This is a genomic window from Microbacterium sp. zg-B185 (assembly GCF_030246885.1).
Classification (GTDB): Bacteria; Actinomycetota; Actinomycetes; order Actinomycetales; family Microbacteriaceae; genus Microbacterium.
This window is the reverse complement of the sequence record NZ_CP126739.1, coordinates 2,305,048-2,332,047: the sequence shown is the minus strand read 5'-3', so window position 1 is coordinate 2,332,047 and position 27,000 is coordinate 2,305,048. Positions and strand designations below refer to the sequence as shown.

Genomic DNA, 27,000 nt, shown 5'->3' with positions numbered 1-27,000 from the left:
GGTGACATCACTCAATCCCGTCTTCGACGATCGTGAGCGAACTGATCCGAGTCCCGCGTCGCACTCGGAGGATTCGGCGGCGTTCCTCAATCGCGTTGCGGGAGGGTACTGGGACCAGATTCGAGACCTCGTCGAAGACTGGGCTTCACGCGTCCCGGATGCGGCCAGGCGAGACATCGTGGCGCGTCTGCGTTCCTCTAGCGACCGCCAATCGAGAGCCGCCTTCTGGGAACTGTACCTTCACGAGACTTTCGTGCGAGCGGGTTACGAAGTCGAGCTGCATCCGTCGGTCGAAGGGCCCCGCCCTCCCGACTTCCGCGTGACGCGCGGTGAAGAGCGCTTCTATGTCGAGGCAACCTGCATCTTCGGCGCTGCGACGGGTACTGGGGCGATCGCCCGGCGGCAAGACCTCTACGACGCGGTAGACCGTATTCATAGTCCCAACTTCTTCCTCTCGATCGATGTAGAGGTCATCGGGTCAGACGCCCCGGCAACCAGCCGGTTGAGGCGGGATCTTGAGCGTTGGCTCGCCGGTCTGGACCCCGATGCGACTGAGCTCGTGCTGGGTCGCGAGCGGGCTGGCGAGTACTTCCTGTGGGAGGAGCAAGGCTGGCGGGTTTGCTTCCGCCCGATTGCCGTGCGCGCAGACGCGCGTGGCGCGCCGGATCATCGAGTGCTCGGCGTGTTCGGTTCTGGGGAGGCCCAGTGGCTCGATGACGCGTCAGAATTGCGCCAAACGATTCGATCAAAGGGGAACGCGTACGGCGCGCTCGATGCACCCCTTCTGATTGCGGTAATGATCGGTACCCCGTTCCATGATGAGGAAGACGCGATCAGTGCCCTCTACGGCACTTGGCAGATCCAGTTCAACCCCAACGACTCCAATGATGCCCGCTCCGTCCGCGCTCGCGATGGGTACTGGGGTTCACTGGGCGATTGGAAGCACACCCATGTGAGCGGAGTACTCCTCGCTCACAGCATCGCTCCGTGGCGCGTCACGCAGGAAGTACCGGAACTGTGGCACCACCCGCTCGCCGCGGACGAGATCACGGCACTTCCGATCTGGCGATCCGCAGAGCTCGCTGATGATCGCATCCGTCACATCGATCCCGCAGCGGAGTTGTGCGACTTCTACTCTCTCCCGGCGCCCTGGCCCCAAGGAGAGCCGTTTCCGCGGTAGCGCGCAAAGCGGAAGTATTGCCGCACCCTAGTAGACCCCCTGCGAGACACGGCCGATAATCTCGGCTCATGGAAGAACCAGCGCCACGCGATCGGATCAAGTTCTACGGTCCGGGCGATCTCGCGAATTATGTGATCGCAGAGGAGGCCGTGGCCTTGCTCAGGGCGCAGCCAGAGGCTGGGAGGATCGCTTCCCTCAACGATGCTCTCGAGATCCACAATGCGCTTGAGTTCGAGAGGCACGACATCCTCCCGAGTGTTCTCACCCCGCAGGAACGTGCGACGCTCGCGTCGCGGGCCAAAGCGCTCCGTGGACAGCTCGCTGGCTTCTTCGCGACGATCGACGACACGAACGTCGTCGAGCAGTTGGCCGGCTTCGACCGCGAGTACGTGCATGATCTGCTCCAGTTGATCAGCAGATTCAAGATTGCTAGGAACGTGGGTGGGCAACGGCTATTCGATGCGCTCGTTAGCGCAGGCGTACCGCTATGGGCGATGCTCGGGGACAAATCGTTCGTGAAGGGGCACGACGGGCGACTCCGAGCGATGCTGCTGTCCGATGCCAGGTACGGCGAGCTCCTGGTGAACGCTCACTTGCTGCGGAGCGGGTCCAGCGTGTGCTTCTTGCCGGAGACCCTGAGCGCTGACGATTCGCAGCAGATGCTCAAGAAATACATCGATAGCGAATCGCCTCATCTCAACTACATCGAAGCCATCGCAAATGCGCACGACAACGCTGGCATCGGACTCACCCCGAAGGTCAGGCTCGCAGCACAGCGCCGCGTGGTCGAGCTCACCCAAGCGCTTTTCGCTGACAGATCGAACGTGGTCAGCGGCATCAGTTACGCGGTCGGGATTGACCCGGATCAAGAGGAACCGCTGCGGGATCGGGTCGAGCGCGCTGGTGCCAGGCGGCTTTATCAGCGCACATTCGGCGGCCGGTATCTGAAGTCGTCGATGGGTCGGGACCAGGTTCTGGCCAACTTCACGACGATCATCGGATACATGCACGAGCGAGGACTCCTGGCGTTGCCTTCGTTCCGGAGCGAGATCGGCGTGTTGGAAGGACTGCGGGTAGCGGGGAAGGACACGTACCCGCGAGGGGCCGCGTATAAACACCGTGACAGCTTGACGATCCTCGCCACCGAGGCTTACTACGACTTCCTGCTAAAGGAGGGGACGAAGGTCGAGGATGTCATCGCCTGGTACTTTGGCGACTACATCGCCGAGGCTTTCGGGATCACGGGCTTTGATTTCGCACCCTCGACTGCGACCGGGACCTTCCTCGAACGATGCCGGCACCTCTGCGCGGAGATGGAGAGCATCGCCAAGCAGTTCACCCTCTACTGCGAAGACGGCGAGATCGACCGGGAGCTGCTCGAGATGACATCTGCGCCGCGCCCCTGGGAGAAGATCCCGAGCCTCGTCAAGCGAAAGTACTTACTCAAGAACGGCAACGAAGACTGCGACACCGCCCTGCGACTACTTTTCAGCGATCAGGCGAGAATCAACTTCATCAATAGCGACCTCCGCGCGCCAAGCTTCGTGCAGTTGGTCCTGGATAACCACGTCAATTACGAGGACCTGCACCACTATCAAACAGGGCCCGTCGACTGGCTTGTTTCAGCTGGCCTTGTGTCGGTCGACGACGGCACCGTCGGCTTCAGTTCTCTGCCGAAGATCCTTGTCCTGAAGGACATCAACACGTATGAGGCAGGCCCCTTCGGGCACTACCAGCGGGAAGAGGCCGCCGCTGAAGACCTGGCTGGAAAGGGGTGGCTCAATTTCAGTTCAACTCTGCTCAGCCCGGCCGAGGCGAGCTACTTCAACTTCGTCCTCAACAAGAGCGAGTTCACTGACGGACACGATCTGCGTAACAGATACCTCCACGGCACGAATCCCAACCCTCGCGACGAAAAAGCTCACCGGGAGGCGTACATGCAATTGCTCCGACTGACGCTCGCGCTCTTGCTGAAGATCCAAGACGACTTCGCACTGCACTCGGGCGAGGCTGCCGATGCAGCTCGAGCGCGAGCAGCATGAGATACGGTGCGCGCTCTCGCACGGCGAACAAGTCCGCCCGCTAGCCGAGTCGACAGTCGGTGCCGCCACCGGGCCACCGGTTCATTGATGCACTCCGTTTGCTGCTGTTCAAGCATCGACGCCGAACGCGCGGAGCAGCGGGACGCGGGGGATCATGCGGCGCGGACCGAGCTGGACCGTGGGGATCGTCCCGTTCTCAATGCCGAGCTTGATCGTGCGGTAGTCGACGCCGACGAGCTTGGCGGCATCCTTCATCGTAAGAGCAAGGTGCTCCGGTGAGTGGTTCATAGCCCTTCCCTTCCTTGAGCCAGCAGTGTCAGTCTCCCTTCGTCGCAAGCTAGCACAGATGTGAGCCAAGATCGACACTCTTCTTCGCGAATCGCCGGCGACCTGGAATAGTGGCCTCTATGGCAGACGTCGAGGCATATGACATCAGCGACGAACGAATCGATCTCGGCAGCCGCGTGACGCTTCCGAAGTCCTGGCATGCGCGCGTGTCGGGGGAGCAGGACGTCCCCGGCACGATCACCGTGCGCGTGGAGTGGGATGCGGCGCTCGGCCGCACTGCCGTCGTGTTCGCCGCTCTCGAGCGCGAAGGAGAAGGCGTCGACATCACCAGCCAGATGCTCCGCGAGGTGCGCACGCACTGGATCATGACGAGATCGGCGCTCGAGGTCGTCACGGTCGGCGTCAGCGGAGAGGGTGAGGGCGGCCGCGACCGCATTCCGGTGCGTGAGTTTCTCAGCCGCGTTCAGGCGGAGGAGGGGCGCGAACCCTTGGAGTCCCTGTACGCCGCGATCGCCGTCTATCGCGTCGCGACGGCGATCAGCTACCCCCCGCTCAAGCTCGTCTCCGACACTCTCAAGATCAGTCAGAGCACCGCGACCCGCCTCATGACCCGCGCCCGTGATGCGGGTCTCGCGCCGGAAGTGCGGATCCAGGAGCCGCGGAGGGCGCCGGCGGTCGACCCGTACAACGACCCGAGCCGCCCGCACTACGGACCGTCTCGGCCTGGCCGTCCGTCGATCGGTCTATGACGAGCGCCGTGCGCACGGCGTACCGTCACGCGTTGCCGATGGATGCGACATTGCGAGCCGGGACTTCGTGGGCGGCCCTCCCGCCCTCACGCTGGGGCGACCACCCGGATCCCGGCCGTCGCGGCGGCTCGGGCGAGCTCGTCATCGTAGGTGACGATCTCGTCGGCACCGATCCTCAATGCGGTCGCAAGGTGTATCGCGTCGTTCGAACGCAGCGGAGCATGAGTGCCGGCAGCGAGCAGATCCCCGCGCGTCACGTCGACCAGACTCACCGCATCGAGCACCGCCGTGATCGCATCGATCGAGATGATCGCCGGATGCCGGCCCGCGGCACAGTGCAATTCGGTGTGCAGAAGCCACGACGCCGCCAGGCGTCGAGAGGAATCAATGAGCGCGGCGACGAGCGCTTCGGACTCGGTCTCCTCGATCACCAGTTTCATCGCGGCCGAGGTGTCCAGGTAGGCCACCGTCACCAGCGGCCTCGACTGTCTTCGAGCAGCTCCCGCGTACTCACTGGCGAAACCGCTCGCGTGATGTCTGCCAGCGCATCACTACCGGTGCGGGCCGGCCTTGCCTCGCCTCGTGCGATCAGCCCGTCAAGCGGATCGCCTCCCACGGGCACGATCAGAGCAGCCAGGTGGCCGTTGTTACTGACCAGCACCGATTCGCCTGCCTCAACCCTGCGCAGGATCTCGCCACTGCGGTTGCGCATCTCGCGATGTGTCACGGTCTCCATGGGATACAGTGTAGCGCGCTGTAGCACACGCGGCGCAGCATGAGCATGCCCTCTCGATGACGGCGGCCTCGCTGAGGTTCAGGAACCTCCTGCCCACCCCGCCCTGAATGTCCGACTCCCTAGATTGACCGTCCAGCTGTGCTTAGCACTCTGCACTTCACGCGGGGAATCTGATCTCTTCATTGAGCAATATGCTCAAAATCGCCGTGTCGGAATTTGCCCTCAGATGTTGAAAAATGACGGACTTCGCCGAATGCCTCTGAATGCACGGCAGAACGGCCCATTCTTGCCCACGTTTTGCCCACATTCTGTTTGCGGATAGCTGTTTTCAGACGTAGATCGATGTCGCTACGATCGCAAACAGCCGCGTAATTCCGCGGAATTTGCCGCTCAACGTCGCAGAGCACAATGCTCAAAACGTGTTCGAGTCCCTCCAGGGGCAAAGTGTTGTACCTCTGACCAGGTATTTCTCTTCCGTCAACCACATAGAATTCGGTTTTGCTTCTCGACCGCTTTCGTCCGCCCGCGTTCGTTACCTCCGTGTCCTCAGCCGAATTGAGCCCTGATCCGCGGAAGGATCTCGGCGCCGTAGAGCTCGAGGAACGCCGCCTGGTCGGGGCCCGGCGCGTGGAAGACCAGGTGCCGGAAGCCGAGATCGACGTAGCGCGCGATCCGTTCGACGTGCTCGTCGGGGTCGTCCGACACGATCCAGCGGGATGCGGCGCGCTCGATCGGCAGGGCATCCGCGAGTCGTTCCATTTCGACCGGATCCTCGACGCCCATCTTCTCTTCGGGCGTCAGGGCGAGTGCGGCCCAGTGCTGCGTGGCCGCCAGCGCACGGGCGTGCTCGGTGTCGAACGAGACCTTCATCTCGATGAGCGTGTCGACGGACCCTTCGACCCGAGCGCCCTTGGCGAGTCCGTCGGCGAAGGCGGGCATCAGCGTGTCGGTGTAGAGAGAAGGCGCCTTGCCGGACGTGGTGATGAAGCCGTCTGCGATACGACCCGCCAGGCGCGTCGCGGCGGGCCCCGAACCGCCGATGTAGATCGGCACCGGAGTGTCGGGCCGGTCGTAGATCGTGGCGCTCTCGGTCGTGAAGTGCTCGCCGTGATGGGTGACCCGGTCTTCGCTCCAGAGTTGCTGGATGAGCAGCACGGCCTCCTTGAGCCGCGCGAAGCGCTCCTTCATCTCCGGCCACGCGAAACCGAGCGGGGCCTCGTTGAGCGACTCTCCCGACCCGACCCCGAGCACAACGCGCTCGGGGAACATCACACCGAGCGTCGCGAACGACTGCGCCACGACACCGGGGTGGTAGCGGAAGCCCGGGGTCAGCACGGAGGTCCCCATGACGATCCGCTCGGTCTTCGCCCCGAGAGCCGCGAGCCAGGGGATCGCCGCCGGTGCGTGTCCGTCGGTGTGCTTCCACGGCTGGAAGTGATCGGAGACGAAGACCGAGTCGAAGCCGGCCTGCTCCGCGAGCACGCCGAAATCGAGCAGTTCTCGCGGGCCGAACTGCTCGGCCGAGGCCTTGTAGCCCAGGGTCAGCGGGCGGGTCATCCTTCGCGCACGCCTTCGCTGGTCACCCGGAGCGGCGTGATTCCCGGACCGGCACCCAGTCCGCGCTCGCCGGGAGTGTCGCCGAAGGCCGGGCGCGGTTCGTCGGCATCGGGCAGCGGCGACGCGTGGAAGTGCCACATCTTCCACACCGGGTTGCCGTCTCCGTCATCGCGCTGGTAGATCTCGGTGGCGCGGAGCCGGTTGGCCACTTCTTCGTCCTTGATCTCCCACGTCGCCGATCCGGTGCCCTCGGAACCGATCGCACGCATCGGGAACACTCCCTCGCAGGCGAGCCAGGCCATGTCGCCGGAGACGGTCAGGCGCATGATCTTGATCTCCGGGTATCCGGTGATCTCGATCTCGCGCTGGTACCACTCCCACAGCGCGGTCTTCTCGTCGATCCCGAAGTAGGGATGTCCGTTCGCGTTGAACATCAGGTAGCTGTCACCCGTGGGATACACCGACTGCATCTGCGGAATGATCAACTGGTGGTTGGCCTCCCACCAGTCCTTGTGGAGCGTGAGGATCTCTTCGCGGTCGGTCTCAGCGGTCATCGGTTCTTCCTGTCTCATTCGGGGGTACATGCGGGAGGGCGGAAAGCGTTGCGTCGGCGAACAGCGCCTCGGCCTGCGCGAAATGCGGTGTGAGGAGGTCCACGACACGGCGAGGGTCTTCGAGCATCGGCATGTGGCCGATGTCGGGGAGCAGGATCTGCGTGGTTTTCAGCCGCCTGGCCATCTCCAGGCCGAGCGCGGGCGTGCAGGTGCCGTCGAATTCACCGGTGACGACGAGCGCGGGACACGCCACGTCGGCTGCGCGATCCGTCGAGTCCGAGAAGACGGTGGCCGACCACACTCGCTTCACCGTCTCGACGTCATTGGGGTTCGACAGACGTATGCCGTGATCGATGAGTGCACGATCGGCATACGGGCCGAACGTGATCTCTGGGAACACCTTCTCGAAGGTTCCCGGGATTCCGTAACGGTCGAACAGGTCGATGACGGCGACGGCGTCTGCGCCGTCGAAATTGAGGGAACTGCCCAGCCCCGTGATCGAGACGACCTGCTGCGGCCGGCGGGCGGCGAGGCAGACCGCGAGCGATCCGCCCAGCGATCCACCGACCACGTGGAGCGGTCCTTCCCCGTGAGAGTCGATCACCGCTTCGATGTCGGAGAGCCATTCGTCGAGGCCGAAATCGCCGCACGGTGCGGAGTCGCCGTGGGCGCGCAGGTCGGGCATCAGGTACGTGCGGTCGGCAGGGAGGAGATCGACGACATCGAACCAGATCGCCCCACGCGTATTGATCGGATGCAGGAAAAGCAGCGGAACCGCCGACTCGTCGGTGCCGTCCTGGATCCACCCGGCCAGGTGGCCTGCGGGTCCCTCGACGGCCAGCATCCGTCGCGTGTCGACGGCTCGGTCGCCGGCGAGCGGACGCTGCGATCCGGTCTGTGTCATGGCTCAAAATTACGAAGCGCAGGGCCCTTGGAGCAAGGCGATTCGGGCAAAAACGTAATCCCGTTACAGACTCTTCACGCGGCCGCAACAAACCGCCGAGACCGGCGGTTTCGGCGGTCCACGGCGCCGGGAGAGCGACGTGCGTCAGGCGCGATCAGCGGGAGACGCCAGGAGCGCGCGCAGGTCGCCGAGCGCCCGCTCGACCTGTTCCTTCTCGCCCGAGATCAGGTAGTCGACCATCAGGCCGCGCAGCGCAGCGAGGATCATGCGCGCCAGGCCAGCGCTCCGCTCCGGATCGCCGCCTTCGGCTTCGATGCTGTCGGAGAAGTAAAGCGACCAGTTCTCTATCGCGCTCGCCGCGAACTCCTCGAACTGCTCGGGAGCCTCGAAACGGCGCGAGGCCAGGTGGAAGAAGAGCTGCAGGTCTGTGAGGTGTTCCATGTAGTAGGCCCACCACCGGTCGATCGCCTCTTCCAGGGAAGCGGGGGGCGGAGTGGTCAGCTCCTGGATCGTCTGCTCGCGCACGAGCGACATCACGCGCCCGAGAAGCTCGTCGCGGCTGCCGAAGTGGTACACCAGCATTCGGCTGGAGGTGCCGAGCTCTTCGGCGATCGTGTTCAGCAGGAAGCCGTCGGGTCCTTTGGCGCGGAGGATCTCGGCGATCGCGGGCAGCATCCTCGCGGCGCGTGCCGTCATCGTGGTCCCCTCCCCGCCCCGTGATGACCGTGACACCGGGACGACGCGGACGGGAACGCCCCCATGTTACCGAGCGTCGCTCTCGATCCGGAGGCGCCGTATCGCCAATTCGGCGAGGAGCTCAGCGGCATCGACGAGAACGCCGTCGTCGAACAGGGCGCGAGCGGAGTGATTGGTCTCGGGCGGCAGGGATGCGGCCGCATCCTGCGCACCCACGAAGACGAACGCGCCACCCGTGAGATCGAGGAAGTTCGAGAAGTCCTCCGAGATCATCTCCGGGTGCACCAGGTCCTCATATCGGTCAGGACCGAACAGCTCGGTGACGATCGAGCGCACGAGCACGGCATCCGAGGCGCTGTTCACCGTCGGATACATGTCGGGGCCGGGCGTGACGGATACGTGCATGCCGAGCGCGGTCGCGGTCGACTCGGCGAGCGCTTCGAGTGAGGACTGCAGTTCGCGCAGCGCGGGGACCGTGGTCGCGCGCAGGCTCACTCGGACCGTCGCGGAATCGGGGATCACGTTCGCCGCAGTCCCCGCTTGGAACGCTCCCACGGTGGCGATGAGCGGCGAATCAGCGCGGGTCCGCTGGGCGATGTGGCTCTGGATGGCCTGCACGATGAGTGCTCCGGCGAGGATCGGATTGCTCGCCGCGTGGGGCCGTGCCGCGTGCCCGCCGCTGCCGAACACCTCGATGTCGAGGTTCACGGTGCCGCCCATGAGGATGCCTGGCTTGGTCGTGAATACCCCGGTCGGAAGGAACGAGAACACGTGGATGCCGTAGGAGGCGATCGGCGTCGCCCCCGTGATCTCGAGCACGCCTTCGTCGATCATCGCGGCGGCCCCGCCGTGACCCTCCTCTCCCGGTTGGAAGATCGCGATGACCTGGCCGCGCACGTCCTCCCGGCGTGCACAGAGCAGCCGGATCGCCCCGACCAGAGCGCTCATGTGCAGGTCGTGCCCGCACGCGTGCATGGCGCCATTTGAGGAGGCGAAGCCCGCTCCGGAATGCTCGATCACGGGCAGAGCATCCATGTCGGAGCGCAGCAGGACACTCGGCCCGGGCAGGGCGCCGTCGATGATGACCGCGAGCGACGACAGCGACGCGCCGCGTACGATCCGAACTGGCAAACCATCGAGCTCCGCTTCCAATGCGGCCTGAGTGACGGGCAGATCGAGGCCCACCTCCGGAATGCGGTGCAGAGCGCGGCGAAGGGCGACCAGGTCGCCGGTGGTGTCGGAAGTTGCGGATCTTCGAGCCGCGCGCAGGTCGGTCATGGGTACTCCTCAGTAGTGCGATGCGATTGAAAGCGCCTTGTTTCGATGCGCGCCGAAGCGCGGTGGTTCACGTGCAGCTTGGTTCGATGCGCTCACGCGGCCGCGCGGCTGCAGGCGACGCGGTGGCCGGTCGCGATCTCGTTCAGACCGATCTGATGTTCGTCGCACGACGGACCGGGCACCGGGCACGGGAGGTCGGCGACGCTGCGCCCGACGGAGAGCGTCCGGTCGATGCTGAACGAGCTGGGGTCCCACACGGCGCGAGGGTCGCTCGGCGGCACAGCGTCGATGAGCGCACGGGTGTACGGATGCCTCGGAGCGTCGAGCACCTGCGCCGCGGTTCCCTCTTCGATGATCTGCCCCAGGTACATGACGACGATGCGGTCGGCCAGGCGCCGAACGCTGCCGATGTCGTGGCTCACGAGCAGATATCCGACGCCGGTCTCCTGCTGAAGCTCGGCGAGAGTGCCGATCAGCCGGGTGCGGATCGTCTGATCGAGGCTCGCCGTCGGCTCGTCGAGAACGACGATGTGCGGTTTGGAGACCAGCGCCCTCGCAATGCAGACACGCTGCGCCTGCCCGCCGGAGAGATCGCGCGGATACCGCGTCAGGTACTCGCGGTCGAGTCCGACCCGCTCGAGGAAATCGGCGCCTTGCGCGCGAATCTCCAAGCGGCTCATGTATCCGAGGCGCACCAGCGGCTCCGCGAGGGATCGCGCGACCGACCACATCGGGTCGAGCGACTGATCGGGATGCTGGAACACCATCTGGACGCGCGGGTCGTCGTCGGCGGGATAGCCGGTCTTCGGCGCAGGTCGTGCGGCTGTGTCGTCCGACCACACCACTTTTCCGGCCGTGGGCTTCTGCAGGCCGGCGAGCACACGTGCGGTGGAGGACTTCCCGCTGCCGGACTCGCCGACGACCGCGAGCGTCTCGCCTTCGCTGACGGAGAGCGAGACACCGCGCACGGCGTGTACTTTCGCCCCGCGCTGCGAGTACGTGATCGAGACGTCTTCCAGGCTGACTGTTCTCATGCGTGCGCCCCCTTCGTCGTGCCGGTGCCTTCGGCCGCGGCAACGAGCTCGCGCGTGTACGGATGGTCGGCGCCGTGGAAGATCGCATCGACATCGTTGATCTCGACGATCCGTCCCTTCAGCATGACCACGACGCGCGAGCACATCTGTGCGACGACACCGAGGTCATGAGTGATGAGGAGCACGCCGCGATTGCTGTTCGCCGTGGTGGTTTTCAGCAACTGCAGGATCTGCGCCTGCACCGTGACATCCAGTCCCGTGGTGGGCTCATCCGCGATCAGCACCTTCGGTTCCGACGCGAGCGCCAGCGCGATCATGACGCGCTGATTCATCCCCCCGGAGAGCTGGTTGGGGTAGGCCCGACTGACCCGCTTCGGATCGACGATCCCGACCTGCTCGAGGAGCCCCTCGATCTCGGAGGTCAACGCCGTTCCCGGCCGTCGCCCGAGATGCGTGAGCAGCCGGGTGAATTGGTTGCCGATGCGCATCGTGGGGTTCAGGGCCGCTTTGGCGTTCTGGAACACGATCGAGATCGGCGGGCGGGCGACCACGCGTCCATCCGTCATGAACACATCTCCATCGAGCGACGCCGTGCCCGCGACCGGTGTGATCGCACCGGGGAGGAGCCCGGTGAGGGCGAGCGATGTCATCGACTTACCCGAGCCCGATTCGCCGACGAGCCCGACGATCTCGCCGCTGCGGACCTCGAACCCGACATCGTCGAGGATCTTCGCACCGGAGGGTGCTGTCGCCGTGAGGCCGGCGAGGTGAAGGGTGGTCATCGGATCATCCTTTCGAGGCGGTCGCCGATCATCTGGAAGGCGGATGCGGCGGCCAGGATCATCAGACCGGGGAAGAGGGCGGTCCACCAGGCGCCGAGGAGCACGTCTCCCGTGCCTTCGGCGATCATCGCGCCCCATTCCGGTGTCGGCGGCTGCACTCCGACGCCGAGGAACGAGAGCCCGGCGATGTCGAGGATCGCCCACGCGGCGATCAGCGGCGCCTGCACGAGCGGGGCGCGGAACGAGTTGGGGAGCACGTGCTGGACGGCGGATACGAGGGTCGTGGAACCGCTCACCTTGCTCGCGGCGACGTAGTCGGTGGAGCGTACCTCCAGCGCCTGCGATCGCGTGAGCCTGATGTACTGCGGGATGAAGGCGATGGTCACGCCGATCGCTGCGTTGATCGCGCTGTTGCCGAGCGACGCCGTGATGATGAGCGCGAGGACGAACGAGGGGAACGCCATCAGCATGTCGGTGATCCGCATCACGACGACGTCGAACCAGCCGCCGATCGCGGCGCTCAGGGCGCCGATCACGCTTCCGAGGATCAGGCCGATCAGCGCGACGCTCAGAGCGAGGGTCAAGTCGATCTGGGCTGCCATCATGGTGCGGACGAAGACGTCGCGGCCGTACTGATCCGTGCCGAACGGATGCGGCCAACTGGGTGGTTGGAGGGCGAGATCCGGCTGGGCGACCGTGCCACTGCCCTGGAAGATCGGGGCGACGAACGACAGCAGCACCATCAGGGCGATGATGACGATGCCGGCGACGAAGCCGGCGTTTCCGGTGCGCATCGCCCAGAGCCGGTTCGGAGTGCGGCGCTTCGCGCCGCTCGGCGCGGGGAGCGGGGCCTGCGTGTTCTCGAGAGTCATGCTGCCGCCTTGAACTGCACTCGGGGGTCGACGAAGGTATAGAGGATGTCCAGCACCATGTTGAGCGTCACGTAAACGATCCCGACGATGAGCGCGAAGCCGCGCAGAGCGTTGAGGTCATGGGACTGTAGCGCCTGGTAGGCGTACTGCCCGATGCCGGGCCAGGAGAACAACTGCTCGATGATCACGTTGCCGCCGAGGAGGAAGCCCGTGACGATGCCGATCGTGGTGAGGACCGGCAGGAGCGAATTGCGCAGGCCGTCTCGAAAGAGGATCGACGCGGGCGAATAGCCGAACGAACGCGACGTGCGTGCGAAGTCCGATGCGAGAGCGCGGATCGTCGCGGCCCGGACGACCTTGATGATCGAGGGCGAGGCGACGATCCCCAGGATGATCGCCGGAAGGGCGATCGTGGAGAGCGAGGCCGCGAACAGCGCGAGGTCACCGGTCAGCAGTGAGTCGACCGTGTACATGCCGGTGATGCCGGGCGGTGGCGCGAAACCGCGGGGGAGTCGCCCGATCGGGCTCGGGAACCATCCGAGCGTGTTGCAGAACAGGACGATCGCCAGGAGCGCGATCCAGAACGTCGCGGTCGAGGATGCCGTGATCGTGACGATGCGCGCGATGAGGTCGGGGATCCGCCCCTGTCGGGCGGCCGCTGCGACGCCGAGCAGGACGCCGATGACCAGTGCGACGAGGAGGGCCGCGAGGCTGAGCTCAAGCGTGGCCGGCAGCCGGGTCATCAGCTCTTGCAGGACCGGCTGCCCGGTGCGAGTCGATGTACCGAAGTCGAACTGGGCCAGGCCCGCGAGGTAGGTCCCGAGCTGCACGATCAGCGGCCGGTCGAGGCCGAACTTCTCGCGAAGCGCCTCCACCTGAGCCTCAGTGGCGTACTGCCCGGCTTGGACGCGTGCGGCATCGCCGGGCAGCATCTGGGTCACGACAAAGATGACCAGTGCGATGCCCAGCATGCTGACGAGTGCGGTCAGCACCCGGTTGACGATGAATCGGGTCATGACGACTCCTCTCGGCGAAGACGGATGGCGGATCTGTGAGCCGGCGGTGCGGGCAGGGCTCAGAAGACCTGCCCGCACCACCGCGCATCAGTCTTCGAACGTGAGGTACTCGAAGCGCGGGAACTGGTCGTCGGGCCGGGTGAGGCCGGTGAGACCCTCGGCGGCGACGATCACCTGGTCGCGTGTGTACAGGTAAGCCCACGGTGCTTCGTCGAGGGCGATCTGCTGAGCGGCCTGGGCGAGTTCGGCGCGGCTCTCGGCAGTCGGCTGGAGCATCGCTTCGGCCAGCAGGGCATCGAACTCCGGGTTGTCGAAGCGTGCGTAGTTCGTGAACGCGTCCGACTTCAGCAGGAAGTTCATCTGGTAGACCGCGTCTTCACCCCACGAGTACCAGCTGCCGAGGAAGAGCTGCATCGTCCCGTCCGACAGCGCCGTGTTGTACGCGGCATCCGTCATCTGATCGACCGTGATTTCGATGCCCGCCTCGCCGAGCGCACTCTGGATGAAGGTGGCGGCCTCGACCATGGTCGGGTCGGAAGACGTCGTCGAGAGCTTGAGGCTCAGTCCTTCGGCGCCTGCTGCTTCGAGCAGGGCCGCGGCCTTGTCGACATCCGTCCCGTAGGCGACCTGAGTGCCGTCGTCGTCGAGCGCGCCGATCATCGGATACGGAACCGGGCCGTAGGCCGTTCCCGCGAACCCTTCCATGACCTGCTCGCGCAGGGCATCTGTCGGAATCAGGTAGGAGATGGCCTGGCGGACGCGGACATCCTGCAGCGGCGCGTAGCCGAGGTTCATGCCCATGTACACGAGGTCGGATGACTCCGTGCCGTATACCGTGACGCCCTCGGTGCTCTGCGCCTCCGATGCCAGTGCGGGCGGAAGCCCGAACGAGACGTCGATGGATTCGTTCTGCAGGGCAAGGAACGCCTGTTCGGGGCTGGGCATGTTCTGAAGCGTCACCGTCTCCGGGGCGCTGCTCATGTCGGTGATCGTGTACTCGGGGTTCTTGGTGAGGATGATGCTCTGGCCAGGGGTCCATTCGGAGACCTCGTACGGGCCGGACGCGACCGAGTTCGTGGCGAAGTAGTCCGTGGCCCACTCCTCCTGGCTGTTTTCCAGGGCGGCGTCCTCGCTGAGGATGCCGAAGGTCTGGAACGACAGGAACTTCTCCAAGACCGGCGACACACCCGTGGTCACGATCTCCACAGTGGTGTCATCGACGGCGCTGATGCCCGTCGAAGGATCGGCGATGTTCAGGTAAGTGCCGAAGACGCCGGTGTAACCGGCATCCGACAGCGAACGCTGAAGCGTGTAGACGACATCGGATGCAGTGAGGTCATCCCCGTCGGAGAACTTCAGGTCGGGCTTGATCGTGATCGTGAGAAGCGTGCCGTCCTCGTTGTACTCCGCAGAGTCGGCGATCGCGGGAACGTACTTCTCCACGCCGCGCAGGTAGCCGTCGACCTCTTCGTACTCCTGGTTGAACAGCGTCCCGTAGATGTTGGCGAGGACGGCGTACCCTGTCGGGGCTTTGAACTGGATGGGATCGAGGCTGTCGACGTCGCCGTATCCAACGATGATGTCGGTGCCCGCTTCAGTGCTGCCTCCCTGCTGGGGGGTACTGCACCCCGCAAGCACGAACAGAGATGCCGCGGCGAGCAGGGGGAGCGCACGCCTCGTGGTGTGAATTGCCATGGGCCAACTTCTCCTAGGGGTTCGGTGGTGCGGGAGCGGGATGTGGTGCGGTGTGTGGGTTGCGGGTTGCGGGTTGCGGGTCTGCGGTCTCAGGCGGGGGAGATCAGTTGCGGTGAGAAAGACCGAGCATGCGTCCCGCACGCTCGACCTGGCCGACGAGATCGTGGCTCTCGACGGGCATGAGGGCGACCTCGTCCGCCCCGGCAGCGCCGAGCGCCTCGATCGCCGCCAGAGCCGTGGGGCCGTCGCCGCAGATCGAGACGCGGTCGATCCAGCTGTCGGGCATCTCGGCGAGCAGCTTCTCGCGACCGCCCGCCGCCAGGATCGCGTCGAGCTCATCGCTGATGCCGGCCGCTTTGCTCAGCTCGCCGGAGCCGAGCGAGAGATAGTCGGCGACCACGGGCCGAGCGGCCGCTCGCGCCTCTTCGACGGTGTCGGCGAGCGAGAAGACCGCGAACGCGGTGATCTTCGTGTGCCCGCGCCCGGCGGCCGTGGCAGCAGCATCGATCACCCGGCGGGAGTTCGCGACGAACTCCGGCGTGCAGAGCACCGACATGAGCACGCCGTCTGCGATCTCACCCGACAGTGCGGTCATCTTCGGGCCGGTCGCGCCGATGTAGATGGGCGGCGGGAACTCGGGAGGGAACGTCAGTTTCACGCCATCGAAGGTGAACCGCCCCTCGGACGTGAGAGTCTCGCCCTCCAACAGCGCCCGTACCGAGCCGACGGTCTCACGCATCGCGCCGAGCGGCGCGCTCTGCGGCTGGCCCATCTGCTCGAGCCAGAACTTCACACCGGAGCCGAAGCCGAGCGAGAAGCGGTGGGGGTAGGCGCCCGCGAGGGTCGCCGCCTCCATCGCCGACAGCGCGGGGTGGCGGACATAGATCGGGAGCAGCCCGATGCCCACGTGGATGCGCTCGGTCGCCCCGAGGACGACCGCAGCGCCCGAAACGCCACCGGTGAAGAAGTAGTCCTCGCTCACCCAGACGCTGTCGAATCCCGCGGATTCGAGCGCTTTCGAGGTTTCGGGGAGCAGGACGGGAGGCAGCGTGCTGCCGAGGACGAATCCGATCGAAGTCATGCGAGAGTCTCCTGGTTGGGTTGGCCGGTGATCAGGTGGGCTGGGTCGAAGCGGGGCAGGCCCTCGACGAGCGTGCGGGCGGATCCGCCCACGTCGAGAGCGGTGATGAGACCGTCACGGTGTCGGAACACATCGACGCCGTGGCATCGCCATGGGCGTCCGTCTGTCGTGGATCCGCTCTCTCGCCAGAGCACGGCGACCGCGGAGTCGCCTTCGATCACGTCGACGAGCTCGAAGATGAGGTCGCCGAAGATGGTCTCCTGGAATCTGAAGTATGCGAGGGCGATCGTCGGGCCTCGCAGGATCGGGTACGACGGGAACCGGACGGCGATCTGCGGATGCATGAGCTCTGGTAGTGCGTCCGCGCGCCCAGCGAGGAAGTGGCCGTAGAACTCGCGCACGGGCGACGGCATCCGTTCGAGGAGATCGGTGTTCCGTGAGGCGTCCGCGGGCGCATCGCGTCCGAGCAGGGCGGGGGTCTCTCTCTGCGTCGACATCTGCTCCTCCGTCAATTCCGGGCGATCCGGTAGCCGCCGTCGAGTGGGATCACTACGCCGGTGAGCGAGTCGAACTCGGGGCGGCACATCGCGACGACGGCGTCGGCGACCTCCGCGCGCGACACGAATCTGCCCAACGGTGTGTTCTGAAGGTCGCGAGCGATGGCATGCGGATCGATCGCGTCCATCACGGGCGCGCTCTCCACGATCTGCCCCGGTGAGACCGCGTTGACCGTGATCTCCGGAGCGAGCTCGATCGCGAGCGTCGGCGTCAGCGCTTCGAGCACCGCCTTGCCGAGGCCGTAGTTGCCGTGACGGTGCCTGCTCGCCGAGCTGGCAGATATGTTGATGATCCGTCCGCGTCCCGCTTCGCGCATGCCGGGCGCGACCAGACGCGAGAACTGTCGAGCCACGCCGGCATGCGCCTGGAGGGATCCGAGGAACGCATCATCATCGGCGGCCACGACGGGCGCGGCATCCCACGGGCCGAAGTTGTTGATCAGGATCGTCACCGGTCCGCCGAGGCGGTCCGCAGCTGCCAGCACGATGTGCTCGGCGGCATCCGGGGTCGTCAGGTCACCGTGGACGGCGACGACGGAGGCTTCGCCGACGGCGTCCGGAAGATCGATCCGCTCGCGGCGACCGTGCACGGCGACCGAGGAACCGAGCGCTGCGAAGTGAGCGGCGATCACCTGCCCGAGGCCGGCCGAGGCGGCGGTGACGAGCACGCGTTCCTCCGACCAGGCCCGCTGGGGAAGCGCCCGGGCGGCGATACCGCCGGAGTGGTGCTGCGGCGTGGGGAACTCGCCCATCCAGAGCGTCCCGAGGTCGGCGTCATCCGTGTAGACGGCCAGCTCGATGAGGGCGTCGTGTGAATGGGAGAACAAGAAGAGCTTGCGCGATGCCGGGCGACCCGCGTCGCATGGAGCGATGACGAGAGTGCGCTCGTCGTTGCTGAGTGAGGTCAGTCCGGAGCGCTGAGCTGCCGTCAGGGCGTCGATCACGACGCGCAGCGTCTCGCGCAATTCAGCGACGGTGCCTCGTGCCCCGTCGATGTCCAAGACCGTCTCGTCTGTGCACAGCGCCTCGACGTCGGCGCTGCCACCGCGGAGGGCGGACGTCATCCGTGCGCGTCGCACGGTCGCAGTCTCAGACATCGGCCAGGTAGGCGGCGGCGGACTTCGGGAGGATCGCCGCGGCATGCAGATTGTCGACGTACTCGCGCAGGATGCCGCGACGCTCGACGGCACTGCGAAGAGCGGCCGACGCCCCGGCGTCGTCGCCGGCTCGGGCAAGCAGGACGCCCTTCCAGAGCGTGGGCTCCGGGTCTGCGCCGATGGTCTCGGCCGCCGTGTCGAGCGCCAGGATCGCGGCCTGCAGCGCTTCCCCGGTAGTCGGGGTGTCGCGTGAGAGCAGCCCCGGGGTGAACACCGCATTGCCGAAGACGGTGTGCGCGCGGCTCAGGCCGACCAAGCGGCGGAGCTCGACCAGGGGAAATTCCGCGTCGTCGACTCGGACGTCCATGATGCGGTTACTCCACGGGCGTGCGCCCGCTGTGCCGTCGACCACGACGAGGGATGCGGACATCCTTCCGCGGGCGTCGCCGCCTGCGGCTTCTGCGGCATCCATCGCCGCGAGGATCTTGTCGGCGAGGTCTCCGGACGCGGTGACGTAGGCATCCAGCATCGCGGGCACCACATCGCCGTTCGCGAGCATGTTGCCCAGCACGACGACCTGGTCGCCCGCCAGATCGCCACGGTGCGCCACGCAGCTGTCGCCGGTGAACCGCGCGGTGGTCCCGGCCGCGTCGATCATCGCGACCTGGCGCAGTTCGCGCTCAGGGTCGGCCGTGACCAGCGCGGCCATCGCCTCTTCAGCGCTCGCGCCATCCGCCATCGACGCCAGCCCATCGGGGCCGTACGCCGGCTCTACGAACGACTGCGTCGCCACGGCGCCGACGCCTGCTTGGGCGAACGTGACCACCCGGCCGAGCGCGAAATAGTGCGACTGGCTGGCGACGCCGAGCTGGCCGGTCTCGGGGTCCCTCGCGACGATGGAGTACGTCATCCCGCGTTCACCTCGACGCGTGCGAGGTGCTGCGTCAGCAGGGCGATCACATCGGCGGGTGCTTCGAGCATCGGGAGATGCCCGATTCCCGGCACGATCACGTGCGGTGCACCGAGCTGCTCGGCCATGTACGCGCCCGCCTCCGGGGTGCAGGTGACGTCATGCTCGCCCGTCACGATGGTCGCGGGGCAGATCACGTTCTTCGCGTGCGATCGGACGTCGGTCGCACCGGCCGCGAGCCAGACGCGGCGCACATCGTCCGGTCCGTTCGGATTGGTGGTGGCGAGCGTCTCATCGATCACCTGGCGCGATGCGTACGGTCCGAGCGACGACTTCGGGATGACCTCGCTGAACATCTCCGGCACCGTCATGGTCTCCAGCGACGAGATCACGGCGACGGCCTCGCGGTTGGCGCTGAACAGCTGGCTGCCGAACGCCATGAGCGAGATCACGCGGTCCGGGACGACGCTCGCGATGAACGTTGCGAGAGGTCCGCCGAGCGAGCCGCCGACGATGTGGAATCGCTCGACCCCGGCCGCGTCGACGGCGGCGAGACAGTCTTCGACCCACAGGTGCGCCGCGTATTCACTCGCCGCATCCGAATCGCCGAATCCGCGCATGTCGGGCACGATGCAGAACCGATCCGCAGCGAACGCCGGGACGACGTGCGCCCAGGCCGCGCCGCGCAGGTTGATGGGGTGGATGAAGAGGATGGGCGCCAGCTCCGAGGCCGGGTCGCCGTACGTGTTGACGGTGAGACGCCCCGCGGGGCGCTCGAGCACGATGCGCGTCATTTGCCCACCACGCTGATGGGTTCGACGCCCGGGACGAAGCCGAGGCCACGCTGGTCGGTCGTGTCGTCGAATGCGGGGCGCGGGCTGTCGCCGGCGGGAAGCGGCGAGCAATGGAAGTGCCACATCGTCCAGGTGGGGTTTCCCTGTCCGTCATCGCGCTTGTAGATCTCCGTGGCCCGCACGAGCCGCGGAGCGTCGGAGGCCTCGACATCCGCTTCTGCGGCATCCGCTTTCACCCGGCTCGGGAACACACCCTCCGCGCAGAGGTAGGCGAGATCGCCGACGACGTCGAGTCGCATGATGACCACTTCGGGCATCGCGATCTCGAGTCGCGTGCTGTAGAACTCCCACAGCTTCGTCTTCTCTTCGAGATTGAAGTACGGGTGTCCGTTGAGGTTGAACATCAAGTAGGCATCACCCGTGGGGAACACCTTCTGCATCCGGGGGATGTCGAGGCCGGCGTTCGCCTCCCACCAGTCCCTGTGGAGCTCGAGGATGGTGGCCTTGTCGTCGTCGAGGGTGGACTTCGTCACGTGTGGTGGTCCTTTCTGGTTCGGACCCCGGTGTTGCAGGAGCCGGGGCCTGCTGTCACGAGCAACGTAATGCGATTACGTATCCGTGCGGTGTCGTTCTGTTTCGGCGCAGTAACAACCTGGCCGCGGGGTGCCGTCCGGGTGGTGCGATCTCACCCGGACGGCGGGTGTTGAGCAGACCTACTGGTCGGCGGTCACGGAGAAGCTCTCGCCGTAGGGCAGGTAGCCGAGGCCACCGCGAGAGTTGTAACTGTCGCCGAACGGCTGTCGCGGGCGATCCAGCGGCGAAGTGGGTGAGCAGTGGAAGTGCCAGATCTTCCACTCGGGGTTTCCATCGCCGTCATCGCGCTGGTAGATCTCCGTCGTGCGGATGAACTGGTTCGGGGCCGTCGCGGTCTCGAAGTTGCCCTCGCACACGAGCCACGCCATGTCGCCCTTGACCGTCAGTCGCCAGATGTGCATCACGGCGGGCAGCTCGCGGGGGGTGTCCTTGAAGTACTCCCAGAACGCAGTGAGCTCTTCGCGACCGAAATACGGATCGCCGCTCAGATTGAAGTTGAGGAACGAATAACCGGACGGGAAGCACTCTCGCATCAGCGGGATGTCCCATTTGTGATTGGCCACCCACCAGTCGCGGTGCACCTTCAGAATCGCCTCGCGGTCCTGCTCTTCGGTCACGGAAACCCTCCTCGATAAGTCGAAAGTGGCGATGATTTCATCGCTTTGGGTTTAACGTAATTGGATTACGTTTCCGTCACGTGTCGAAGTCGTGTCGGCCAGATCAAGCTGTGCATTCCGGTCTGGAAGCGGTCGTGTATGCGCATTCGCGCGCCCCACGTCGTGGTCATCGCGCGTGATCGTCGGGAAACACGGCCTTCACAAGAGCCTGCCAAGCTCGCCTCGGAGGGAATCTCATGCTCGACTATCTGAACGTGCTCAGAACATTCGTGGCTGTAATGGAGTGCGGCACGATGGCCGAGGCGTCTCGGCAGCGCAGGTACACCGCCGGCGCGGTGACGCGTCAGATGGGATGGCTGCAGCAACATCTCGGGATCCGGCTGTTTGAGCACGAAGGGAGATCCATCCGGCCGACCACCGAGGCTCAGCAACTCGTCGATGCCGCGCGGAGCGTGATCTGCGAGGCGGATTCGTTCGATCGGAATGCCCGGAGCCTGGTGTGGGTGGGCGAAAAGCTCGTGCCGGGTCGAGCCGGGCCTCGTCGAACATCGAATGGGACGTAGCTCCCCACGAGAAGCCCGGCGCCAACAGTGGTGGGGCTGTTGGAATCAAAACGACGATTCGCTGAAATTTGCGGCCTGCACGTTTCGTGGGGGTGGTCACAGGCATTCGGCATTCAGCTTCAACACGCGCGCTTCATTCGCCGTCGACAGCGATCGGTTGATTACAGCGTTCCCGCAAAGCGGAGGTACCTGTGACCGCTGAACAAAGCAGGTCACCAAACGCGCCACTAAAGGGGACGCTCGGTGACCTGCCAATACCGTTCAAACTCAGGGACGAATGACGCTGACGACTGGAGCTCTGCTCGATCGGCCGCGGTCAGTTCGCGGCCGTCCGAAATCCAGGCGTCCCGCGGTCGTATGCTCGGCCAACGTCGGTCGTAGTGGAAGTGTGACTCCCACTGTTCGACCCAGGCGGACAATCGATGTTGGAGCAGCGCTGAGTCCGAGAGATGCTGGCGTGGTGCTGTCGTCCCGCGAATCCCAAAGCGGGGTGCTGCTACCGCAGTCGGGAAAAAGCCGGAGAGTTCTCACGGTCCCAGTTCCGTTCAACGTCGCTCCCGCTTCGCCGCAGCGTGATTGCGGTGCAGCTGCTCAGGCGACCATGGCGAGGTCGAACGCGGCGGCGACGCCGGCGTTGCGGATGTCACCGCCTGTCACGTTGACGCCGGCGCGTAGAGCGGCGTGTGCCCGCGTGGCTGCCTCCCAGCCGAGGTCGGCGATCGCGGCGACATAGGGCAGCGTGGCGTTAGTAAGAGCTCTTGTGGCGGTGTGTGGCACTGCTCCCGGCATGTTCGCCACGCAATAGTAGAGCGTGTCGTGTACTTCGAAGGTTGGTGCATCATGGGTCGTCGGCCGCGATCCTTCGAAACATCCGCCTTGATCTATCGCGATATCGACCAAGACTGCGCCGGGCTTCATGGTGGTGACCATATCGTCTGTGACGAGCTTCGGCGCGGCAGCTCCCGGTATCAGCACTGACCCGATCACCAAATCGGCATCGGCGACCTGTTCAGCGATGTCGAGGCGAGTGGACGGGCGCGTTTGAAGTGCGGCGCCATATCGGTGCTCCAGCTCGCGCAGACGCGGGAGCGAGATGTCGATCACCGTTACGTCAGCGCCTAGGCCGATCGCGTTGGCAGCAGCGTGCTCGCCGGCGACTCCGCCGCCGAGCACGACGACTTTCGCCCGCGGTGTTCCCGCGACCCCTCCCAGGAGCGTTCCCCGCCCCCCAGATGCGCTCAGGAGGCTGTACGACCCGACGGAAATCGACAGACGCCCAGCGACCTCGCTCATCGGTGATAGCAATGGCAGCGACCGATCGACGAGCTGTACCGTCTCGTAAGCGATCGCGGTGATTCCCGACGCGACTAAGGCGTCCGTTAGTGGCCGGTCCGCGGCCAGATGAAGGTAGGTGAAGAGAGTCTTGCCGGGGGCGAGGTGGCGGAACTCCTCAGCCACGGGTTCCTTGACCTTCACGATCAGCTCGGCGTCGCCCCACACGTCGTTGGGATCCGCGACCAACGTTGCTCCCGCCGAGCGATAGTCGGCGTCCGGAATTCGCGAACCTAGGCCGGCGCCCGACTGGATGAGTACACGGTGGCCTCGTGAGACGAGCGCATCCACCCCGGGGGGAGTGATGCCGACGCGGTTCTCATGGTTCTTGATCTCTGCGGGGATGCCAATGCGCATGGTGCTCCTTGTGTTGGAATAACCCAAGATTCGCACTCGGTTCGGCCGACGCATTCGCCACCGAAGAATTCACTGCAGATCGCACGCCGAACTGTAGAATCATCGAAATCAACTTGCGGCGCTGAGGGGGAACGAAGATCGTGCGGAACGAGGCGCTGGATCCGATCGATGCGACGTTGGTCAATGAACTTTCACGTGACGCGCGTGCGACCAATGCCCAACTTGCAAACAGTGCGGGCGTGGCCGCATCGACGGCGCATGCTCGCTTGCGCTCGCTCGAATCGCGACAGGTCATTACCGGGTATCACGCCGCCATCGACCAAGCTCGTTTGGGGCGCGGTCTACAAGCAATGATCGGAGTTACCCTGCGGCCCGGTTCGCGCCAAGAGAGCATTACAGCGTTTGCGGAGGCAGTGCAGCGACTGCCTCAGGTCATTCAGACATTCTTCGTCGGTGGCAGTGACGACTACATCGTGCACGTGGCGGTCCAGAACTCCTCCGCTCTCCGCGCGATGGTGGTAGAGCACATCTCGGGACAACCGAGCGTGGCATCAACCCGGACGAGTGTGATTTTCGCGCATCACCGCAACGCGGTCGTCAGCGGATTCGACTGACTTCTGCCACGCGAGAGATATGCGGTAGAACACCGCCAAGCCAGGCGGAAGGGCGGTTGCTGTGTGCGGCATCCGCTCCGGCGCGTCGCGGTCTGCGGGGGATTCGCGCCGTCGGCAGCGGCCGAACTCGCGAACCCACGAGCAACCACTTGCCGAAAGGATGCCGCCGGTCCCGCTCTCTCGGGCTACTCCACCGAGAGGATTGGCCGCACACCAGCGGCTTCGGCGTGGGTCAGCGTGGCGCTGTTTCTTGTCGTGGTCGCGTGGGGGAGGGGGAGCAGCGCATCCTCGTCGGTGACACCGTCCAAACCCGCCGCAACGATCGGCTCACGGGCGTCGAAAACCGTACGCAATGGATCGTGCGCGGCAGCCGCGAGGAGTTCGTCGATCTGGTGTCGATTGGCGACAGCGGCGAGTTGCGGCGAGCGTCTGCCGAGTATGCGCGGGAGCATTTGCAGCTCGCCTACGCGTCGACGGTGCATGGAGTGCAGGGCGACACAGCCGATGCCTCCGTGGTCGGGCCGGATGTGGATCGCGGCGGGCCTCTACGTTGGTCTCACTCGCGGCTGCACAAAGTCGCGATTATGGTCGCGCGAACGGATGCCGCCGCTCGTGAGTGTCTCGCCGAGTCCATGCAGCGCGGCACACCGGAGTTGACGATGCAGGATGCCGTGCGCCCGGCTCAGGCGGAGACGCGGCGCGCTGCGCGGAGTCGCGAGGCCGCGATGGCGACGGGTCCGGTTGTGGGGTGCCAAATGTGGGGCGTGGGATGGGGATGTAGCGGCGTTCGATTCGCGCCGCGCTCAGCGGGCAGGTGCTCGGCCAGGCTTTTCGTGCGTAGCAGGAGCCTGCGTCCTGTGCTGGAAAGCCAGATATCTCTCAGCGGCGCGGTGCCGAACGGCATTCGTCTGCGCGTGCAGGGCGGTCGCAATTCCATTCCGGATTATCGGATTCAGCTGCGCCATCGGAGCATCTGTCAGGCGCTCGACGTGAAAATCCTCAAGCGCGTTTCGGACGCTCATCGCGACGATCAGAGCGGACCCCTCATCTTGCGCGGACAGGGCCGGAACCGCGAGTCTGTCGTCCATCTGCACACGAAACGCTCCCGCGCGGGAGAACCATCGGGCAACTTTCGGTCTCTGATCGCGCTCTCGACCGTGCATCGGTTCCGTGGACGTTCATGGATCGGCTTCTGCGACCGTCAGCGTCGCCCGCGAGGTTGACGATCGGGTTCGGGCGGCGGTGCAGAGCCCTCGCCGCCGACCGTCAGCGTCGCTATGCGGAGGCTCTCAGGGGCTCGAGCGCGGCCAGGACGAGGTCGAGGCCGAAGATGAACTCCTCCGCCGGGTCGTAGCCGGCAGCGACGAGCCCCAAGGCGGACTCGTTGAGGAAGGGGAACTGATCAGGAGGAAGCTGAGGCAGGTAGACCTCCTCGGTCATGTCCGCGAGTTCGTCGGCGGTGTCGAACGGAAGGCTGGCCTCCTGCAGGGCGTGACCGTAGACATAGCTGTTGAGCAACCAGTTGGCGTGCGTTGCCATCAAGACTGAGAAGCCGGCCTTTCGCAGGCAGGCGGTGACCGCTTCGCGGTGGCGGAGGTTCGCGGGCCCGGGCTTGGTCCGCGACTCCATCAGGGCGATCGCCCAGGGATGGCGGGCCAGAACCCGTCGTGTCGATAGCGCCTCCCGTCGCATCGCCGACTGCCAGTCGGCTTCTTCGGGCGGGGGTTCGATCTCCTGGAACACGATGTCGATCATGGCGTCCAGCAGGTCGTCCTTGCTCGCCACGTAGTGGTAGAGCGACATGGCGCCCGCGCCGAGCGCGCCGGCCAGGCGGCGCATGCTCAAGCCGTCGACCCCCTCGCGGTCGGCGAGCCGCACCGCCTCCGACACCACCCGCTGCTTGCTCAGCCCCGCGTCTGATGCCGCTGGGCGTTGTTCCTTCGCAGACACACGTCTCCTCGCTCGCTAGAACCGCTTGACAAATCGTACAGCGTACGGCGATAGTACATCGTACGACGTACGGCGTACGAGCCAGCGAGGGTCGCGGCTCCGTGTGAGGAGGCTTCTGTGGGAATCGAACTGCGACTGAATGCGGGAGAACACCCGGCGACCATGCGGGCCGTCGTCCAGCACCGCTACGGCCCGCCTTCAGTGCTGGCGTTATCCGAGGTTGGGGTCCCGTTGCCCCGTCGAGGCGATGTGCTCGTCAAGGTGGGCGCGGCCTCGGTGCATCCTGGCGACTACTTCGTCCTGACCGGGAAGCCGTACATGGTGCGTCTGGTGTTCGGGCTCCGCCGGCCACGCCACGGCATCCCCGGCATTGACCTCGCCGGCGTCGTGGCGGCGGTCGGAAGCGATGTCACCGCCCTTCGCCCCGGCGACGAGGTGTTCGGATGGAGCACCGCGGGAGCGCTCGCGGAGTACGCCTGCGTCCCGGCGGACAACCTGGTGCCGGTGCCCGGCAACGTGTCGGTCGTCCACACGGCGGCGGTGCCCACGTCGGGCATGACGGCGCTGCAGGCGTTGCGCAAGATCGCGAACGTCGGGCCAACCCAGACGGTGCTGGTCACGGGCGCGTCCGGCGGCGTGGGCTCCTTCGCCGTCCAGATCGCCAAGGCTTTCGGCGCCGAGGTGACCGGTGTGTGCAGCACCCGCAACATCGACTTGGTCCGCTCACTCGGCGCCGACCACGTCGTCGACTACACGAGGACCGACTTCACCCGGAGCGACAAGCGCTACGACGTCATCCTCGACAACGTGGAAGCCCAGCCCCTGGCGGCTGTCCGCCGAGCGCTGACGCCCACCGGCATCCTGATCCCCAACAGTGGACGGGGTGGCCGCTGGCTCGGCCCCATCCGTCGGATCGTCAAGGCGCGCCTGCTGTCCGGGTTCACCCGTCAGCGGCTGAAGCCCTTCACGTCGATCGGGAAGCGTCAGGACCTGGTCACCCTGGCCGACCTGCTGACGACGGGGCAGGTCAGGGCCGTCATCGATCGCACCTACGCGCTCGATGAAGCTGCCGACGCCCTCCGCTACGTCGCGGCCGGCCACACCCAAGGGAAGGTCGTGATCACCGTCTGAGGACCGAGCCAACGAGAAGG

Annotated in this window: 29 protein-coding genes; 7 read left to right on the top strand and 22 right to left on the bottom strand. The window is 65.6% G+C overall.

What is annotated here, in order from left to right:
- Position 1: 1 nt before the first annotated feature.
- A complete protein-coding gene (locus QNO12_RS11270) occupies positions 2–1,180 on the top strand; it encodes a hypothetical protein (protein ID WP_257503325.1) in 1,179 nt (392 codons plus the stop codon).
- Between the two features lie 68 nt (positions 1,181–1,248).
- Positions 1,249–3,222, top strand: coding sequence for a hypothetical protein (locus tag QNO12_RS11265; protein WP_257503324.1), 1,974 nt, complete (start codon positions 1,249–1,251; stop codon positions 3,220–3,222).
- A 108-nt stretch (positions 3,223–3,330) separates the two neighbouring features.
- Here QNO12_RS11265 and QNO12_RS11260 read toward each other — a convergent pair whose 3' ends face one another.
- Positions 3,331–3,510 (bottom strand): MerR family transcriptional regulator, encoded by a 180-nt coding sequence (locus QNO12_RS11260; RefSeq protein ID WP_257503323.1) that lies wholly within the window; start codon positions 3,508–3,510, stop codon positions 3,331–3,333.
- A gap of 119 nt (positions 3,511–3,629) precedes the next feature.
- On the opposite strand from QNO12_RS11260, the gene QNO12_RS11255 reads away from it, so the two are divergent.
- Complete coding sequence (locus tag QNO12_RS11255; protein ID WP_257503322.1) at positions 3,630–4,259, top strand: hypothetical protein; 630 nt, start codon at positions 3,630–3,632, stop codon at positions 4,257–4,259.
- An 86-nt stretch (positions 4,260–4,345) separates the two neighbouring features.
- On the opposite strand, the gene QNO12_RS11250 is transcribed toward QNO12_RS11255, so the two are convergent.
- The 19 genes from QNO12_RS11250 to QNO12_RS11160 all read right to left on the bottom strand — a co-directional run bounded on the left by QNO12_RS11250 (position 4,346) and on the right by QNO12_RS11160 (position 21,033).
- The gene (locus QNO12_RS11250) at positions 4,346–4,732 is read right to left on the bottom strand and encodes a type II toxin-antitoxin system VapC family toxin (RefSeq protein ID WP_257503321.1); all 387 of its coding nucleotides are present in this window, start codon (positions 4,730–4,732) and stop codon (positions 4,346–4,348) included.
- Positions 4,729–4,995, bottom strand: a complete 267-nt coding sequence (locus tag QNO12_RS11245; protein ID WP_257503320.1) for a type II toxin-antitoxin system Phd/YefM family antitoxin — start codon at positions 4,993–4,995, stop codon at positions 4,729–4,731. Before QNO12_RS11245 ends, QNO12_RS11250 begins: the two co-directional genes overlap by 4 nt.
- Positions 4,996–5,541: 546 nt before the next feature.
- The gene (fgd, locus tag QNO12_RS11240; RefSeq protein WP_257503319.1) at positions 5,542–6,552 is read right to left on the bottom strand and encodes a glucose-6-phosphate dehydrogenase (coenzyme-F420); all 1,011 of its coding nucleotides are present in this window, start codon (positions 6,550–6,552) and stop codon (positions 5,542–5,544) included.
- Positions 6,549–7,106: a YybH family protein gene (locus QNO12_RS11235; RefSeq protein ID WP_257503318.1), complete on the bottom strand. Its 558-nt coding sequence runs from the start codon at positions 7,104–7,106 to the stop codon at positions 6,549–6,551. Before QNO12_RS11235 ends, fgd begins: the two co-directional genes overlap by 4 nt.
- On the bottom strand, positions 7,096–8,010 hold the full coding sequence (locus QNO12_RS11230; protein ID WP_257503317.1) for an alpha/beta fold hydrolase: 915 nt from the start codon (positions 8,008–8,010) through the stop codon (positions 7,096–7,098). The genes QNO12_RS11235 and QNO12_RS11230 overlap by 11 nt, the downstream gene beginning before the upstream one ends.
- 144 nt (positions 8,011–8,154) lie before the next feature.
- Positions 8,155–8,706 (bottom strand): TetR/AcrR family transcriptional regulator, encoded by a 552-nt coding sequence (locus QNO12_RS11225; RefSeq protein WP_257503316.1) that lies wholly within the window; start codon positions 8,704–8,706, stop codon positions 8,155–8,157.
- A 66-nt stretch (positions 8,707–8,772) separates the two neighbouring features.
- The gene (locus tag QNO12_RS11220; protein ID WP_257503315.1) at positions 8,773–9,984 is read right to left on the bottom strand and encodes a M20 metallopeptidase family protein; all 1,212 of its coding nucleotides are present in this window, start codon (positions 9,982–9,984) and stop codon (positions 8,773–8,775) included.
- Between the two features lie 92 nt (positions 9,985–10,076).
- Complete coding sequence (locus tag QNO12_RS11215) at positions 10,077–11,018, bottom strand: ABC transporter ATP-binding protein (RefSeq protein ID WP_257503314.1); 942 nt, start codon at positions 11,016–11,018, stop codon at positions 10,077–10,079.
- Positions 11,015–11,800 carry an ABC transporter ATP-binding protein gene (locus tag QNO12_RS11210; RefSeq protein ID WP_257503313.1) on the bottom strand — a complete coding sequence of 262 codons (786 nt, stop codon included), beginning with the start codon at positions 11,798–11,800 and terminating at the stop codon, positions 11,015–11,017. The genes QNO12_RS11215 and QNO12_RS11210 overlap by 4 nt, the downstream gene beginning before the upstream one ends.
- The gene (locus QNO12_RS11205) at positions 11,797–12,402 is read right to left on the bottom strand and encodes an ABC transporter permease (RefSeq protein WP_374761043.1); all 606 of its coding nucleotides are present in this window, start codon (positions 12,400–12,402) and stop codon (positions 11,797–11,799) included. Before QNO12_RS11205 ends, QNO12_RS11210 begins: the two co-directional genes overlap by 4 nt.
- 266 nt (positions 12,403–12,668) lie before the next feature.
- Positions 12,669–13,688, bottom strand: coding sequence for an ABC transporter permease (locus tag QNO12_RS11200; protein ID WP_257503311.1), 1,020 nt, complete (start codon positions 13,686–13,688; stop codon positions 12,669–12,671).
- 87 nt (positions 13,689–13,775) lie between these two features.
- Positions 13,776–15,383 (bottom strand): ABC transporter substrate-binding protein, encoded by a 1,608-nt coding sequence (locus QNO12_RS11195; RefSeq protein ID WP_257503310.1) that lies wholly within the window; start codon positions 15,381–15,383, stop codon positions 13,776–13,778.
- A 103-nt stretch (positions 15,384–15,486) separates the two neighbouring features.
- Positions 15,487–16,464 carry an LLM class flavin-dependent oxidoreductase gene (locus QNO12_RS11190; protein WP_257503309.1) on the bottom strand — a complete coding sequence of 326 codons (978 nt, stop codon included), beginning with the start codon at positions 16,462–16,464 and terminating at the stop codon, positions 15,487–15,489.
- A complete protein-coding gene (locus tag QNO12_RS11185) occupies positions 16,461–16,961 on the bottom strand; it encodes a nuclear transport factor 2 family protein (RefSeq protein WP_257503308.1) in 501 nt (166 codons plus the stop codon). Before QNO12_RS11185 ends, QNO12_RS11190 begins: the two co-directional genes overlap by 4 nt.
- Before the next feature lie 11 nt (positions 16,962–16,972).
- Positions 16,973–18,100: an SDR family oxidoreductase gene (locus QNO12_RS11180; protein WP_285177954.1), complete on the bottom strand. Its 1,128-nt coding sequence runs from the start codon at positions 18,098–18,100 to the stop codon at positions 16,973–16,975.
- A gap of 10 nt (positions 18,101–18,110) precedes the next feature.
- Positions 18,111–19,028, bottom strand: coding sequence for a DUF1028 domain-containing protein (locus QNO12_RS11175; protein ID WP_257503306.1), 918 nt, complete (start codon positions 19,026–19,028; stop codon positions 18,111–18,113).
- Positions 19,025–19,822, bottom strand: a complete 798-nt coding sequence (locus QNO12_RS11170; RefSeq protein WP_257503305.1) for an alpha/beta fold hydrolase — start codon at positions 19,820–19,822, stop codon at positions 19,025–19,027. The genes QNO12_RS11175 and QNO12_RS11170 overlap by 4 nt, the downstream gene beginning before the upstream one ends.
- Positions 19,819–20,355, bottom strand: a complete 537-nt coding sequence (locus QNO12_RS11165) for a hypothetical protein (RefSeq protein WP_257503304.1) — start codon at positions 20,353–20,355, stop codon at positions 19,819–19,821. The genes QNO12_RS11170 and QNO12_RS11165 overlap by 4 nt, the downstream gene beginning before the upstream one ends.
- A 180-nt stretch (positions 20,356–20,535) precedes the next feature.
- Positions 20,536–21,033 (bottom strand): YybH family protein, encoded by a 498-nt coding sequence (locus QNO12_RS11160; protein ID WP_257503303.1) that lies wholly within the window; start codon positions 21,031–21,033, stop codon positions 20,536–20,538.
- A gap of 236 nt (positions 21,034–21,269) precedes the next feature.
- Between QNO12_RS11160 and QNO12_RS11155 the strand changes: the two genes are divergently transcribed.
- Entirely contained in the window at positions 21,270–21,596 is a 327-nt protein-coding gene (locus tag QNO12_RS11155) for a LysR family transcriptional regulator (protein WP_257503302.1), read from the top strand.
- Positions 21,597–22,187: 591 nt separating this feature from the next.
- On the opposite strand, the gene ald is transcribed toward QNO12_RS11155, so the two are convergent.
- On the bottom strand, positions 22,188–23,285 hold the full coding sequence (gene ald, locus QNO12_RS11150) for an alanine dehydrogenase (protein ID WP_257503301.1): 1,098 nt from the start codon (positions 23,283–23,285) through the stop codon (positions 22,188–22,190).
- 140 nt (positions 23,286–23,425) lie between these two features.
- Here ald and QNO12_RS11145 point away from each other — a divergent pair, with 140 nt between their 5' ends.
- Complete coding sequence (locus tag QNO12_RS11145; RefSeq protein WP_257503300.1) at positions 23,426–23,899, top strand: Lrp/AsnC family transcriptional regulator; 474 nt, start codon at positions 23,426–23,428, stop codon at positions 23,897–23,899.
- Positions 23,900–24,162: 263 nt separating this feature from the next.
- Complete coding sequence (locus tag QNO12_RS11140; RefSeq protein WP_257503299.1) at positions 24,163–25,122, top strand: hypothetical protein; 960 nt, start codon at positions 24,163–24,165, stop codon at positions 25,120–25,122.
- A 52-nt stretch (positions 25,123–25,174) separates the two neighbouring features.
- Here the strand turns inward: QNO12_RS11140 and QNO12_RS11135 are convergent, their stop codons facing one another.
- Complete coding sequence (locus tag QNO12_RS11135) at positions 25,175–25,789, bottom strand: TetR/AcrR family transcriptional regulator (RefSeq protein WP_257503298.1); 615 nt, start codon at positions 25,787–25,789, stop codon at positions 25,175–25,177.
- A 177-nt stretch (positions 25,790–25,966) separates the two neighbouring features.
- Between QNO12_RS11135 and QNO12_RS11130 the strand changes: the two genes are divergently transcribed.
- Positions 25,967–26,980, top strand: coding sequence for an NAD(P)-dependent alcohol dehydrogenase (locus QNO12_RS11130; RefSeq protein WP_257503297.1), 1,014 nt, complete (start codon positions 25,967–25,969; stop codon positions 26,978–26,980).
- The last annotated feature ends 20 nt before the right edge of the window (positions 26,981–27,000 follow it).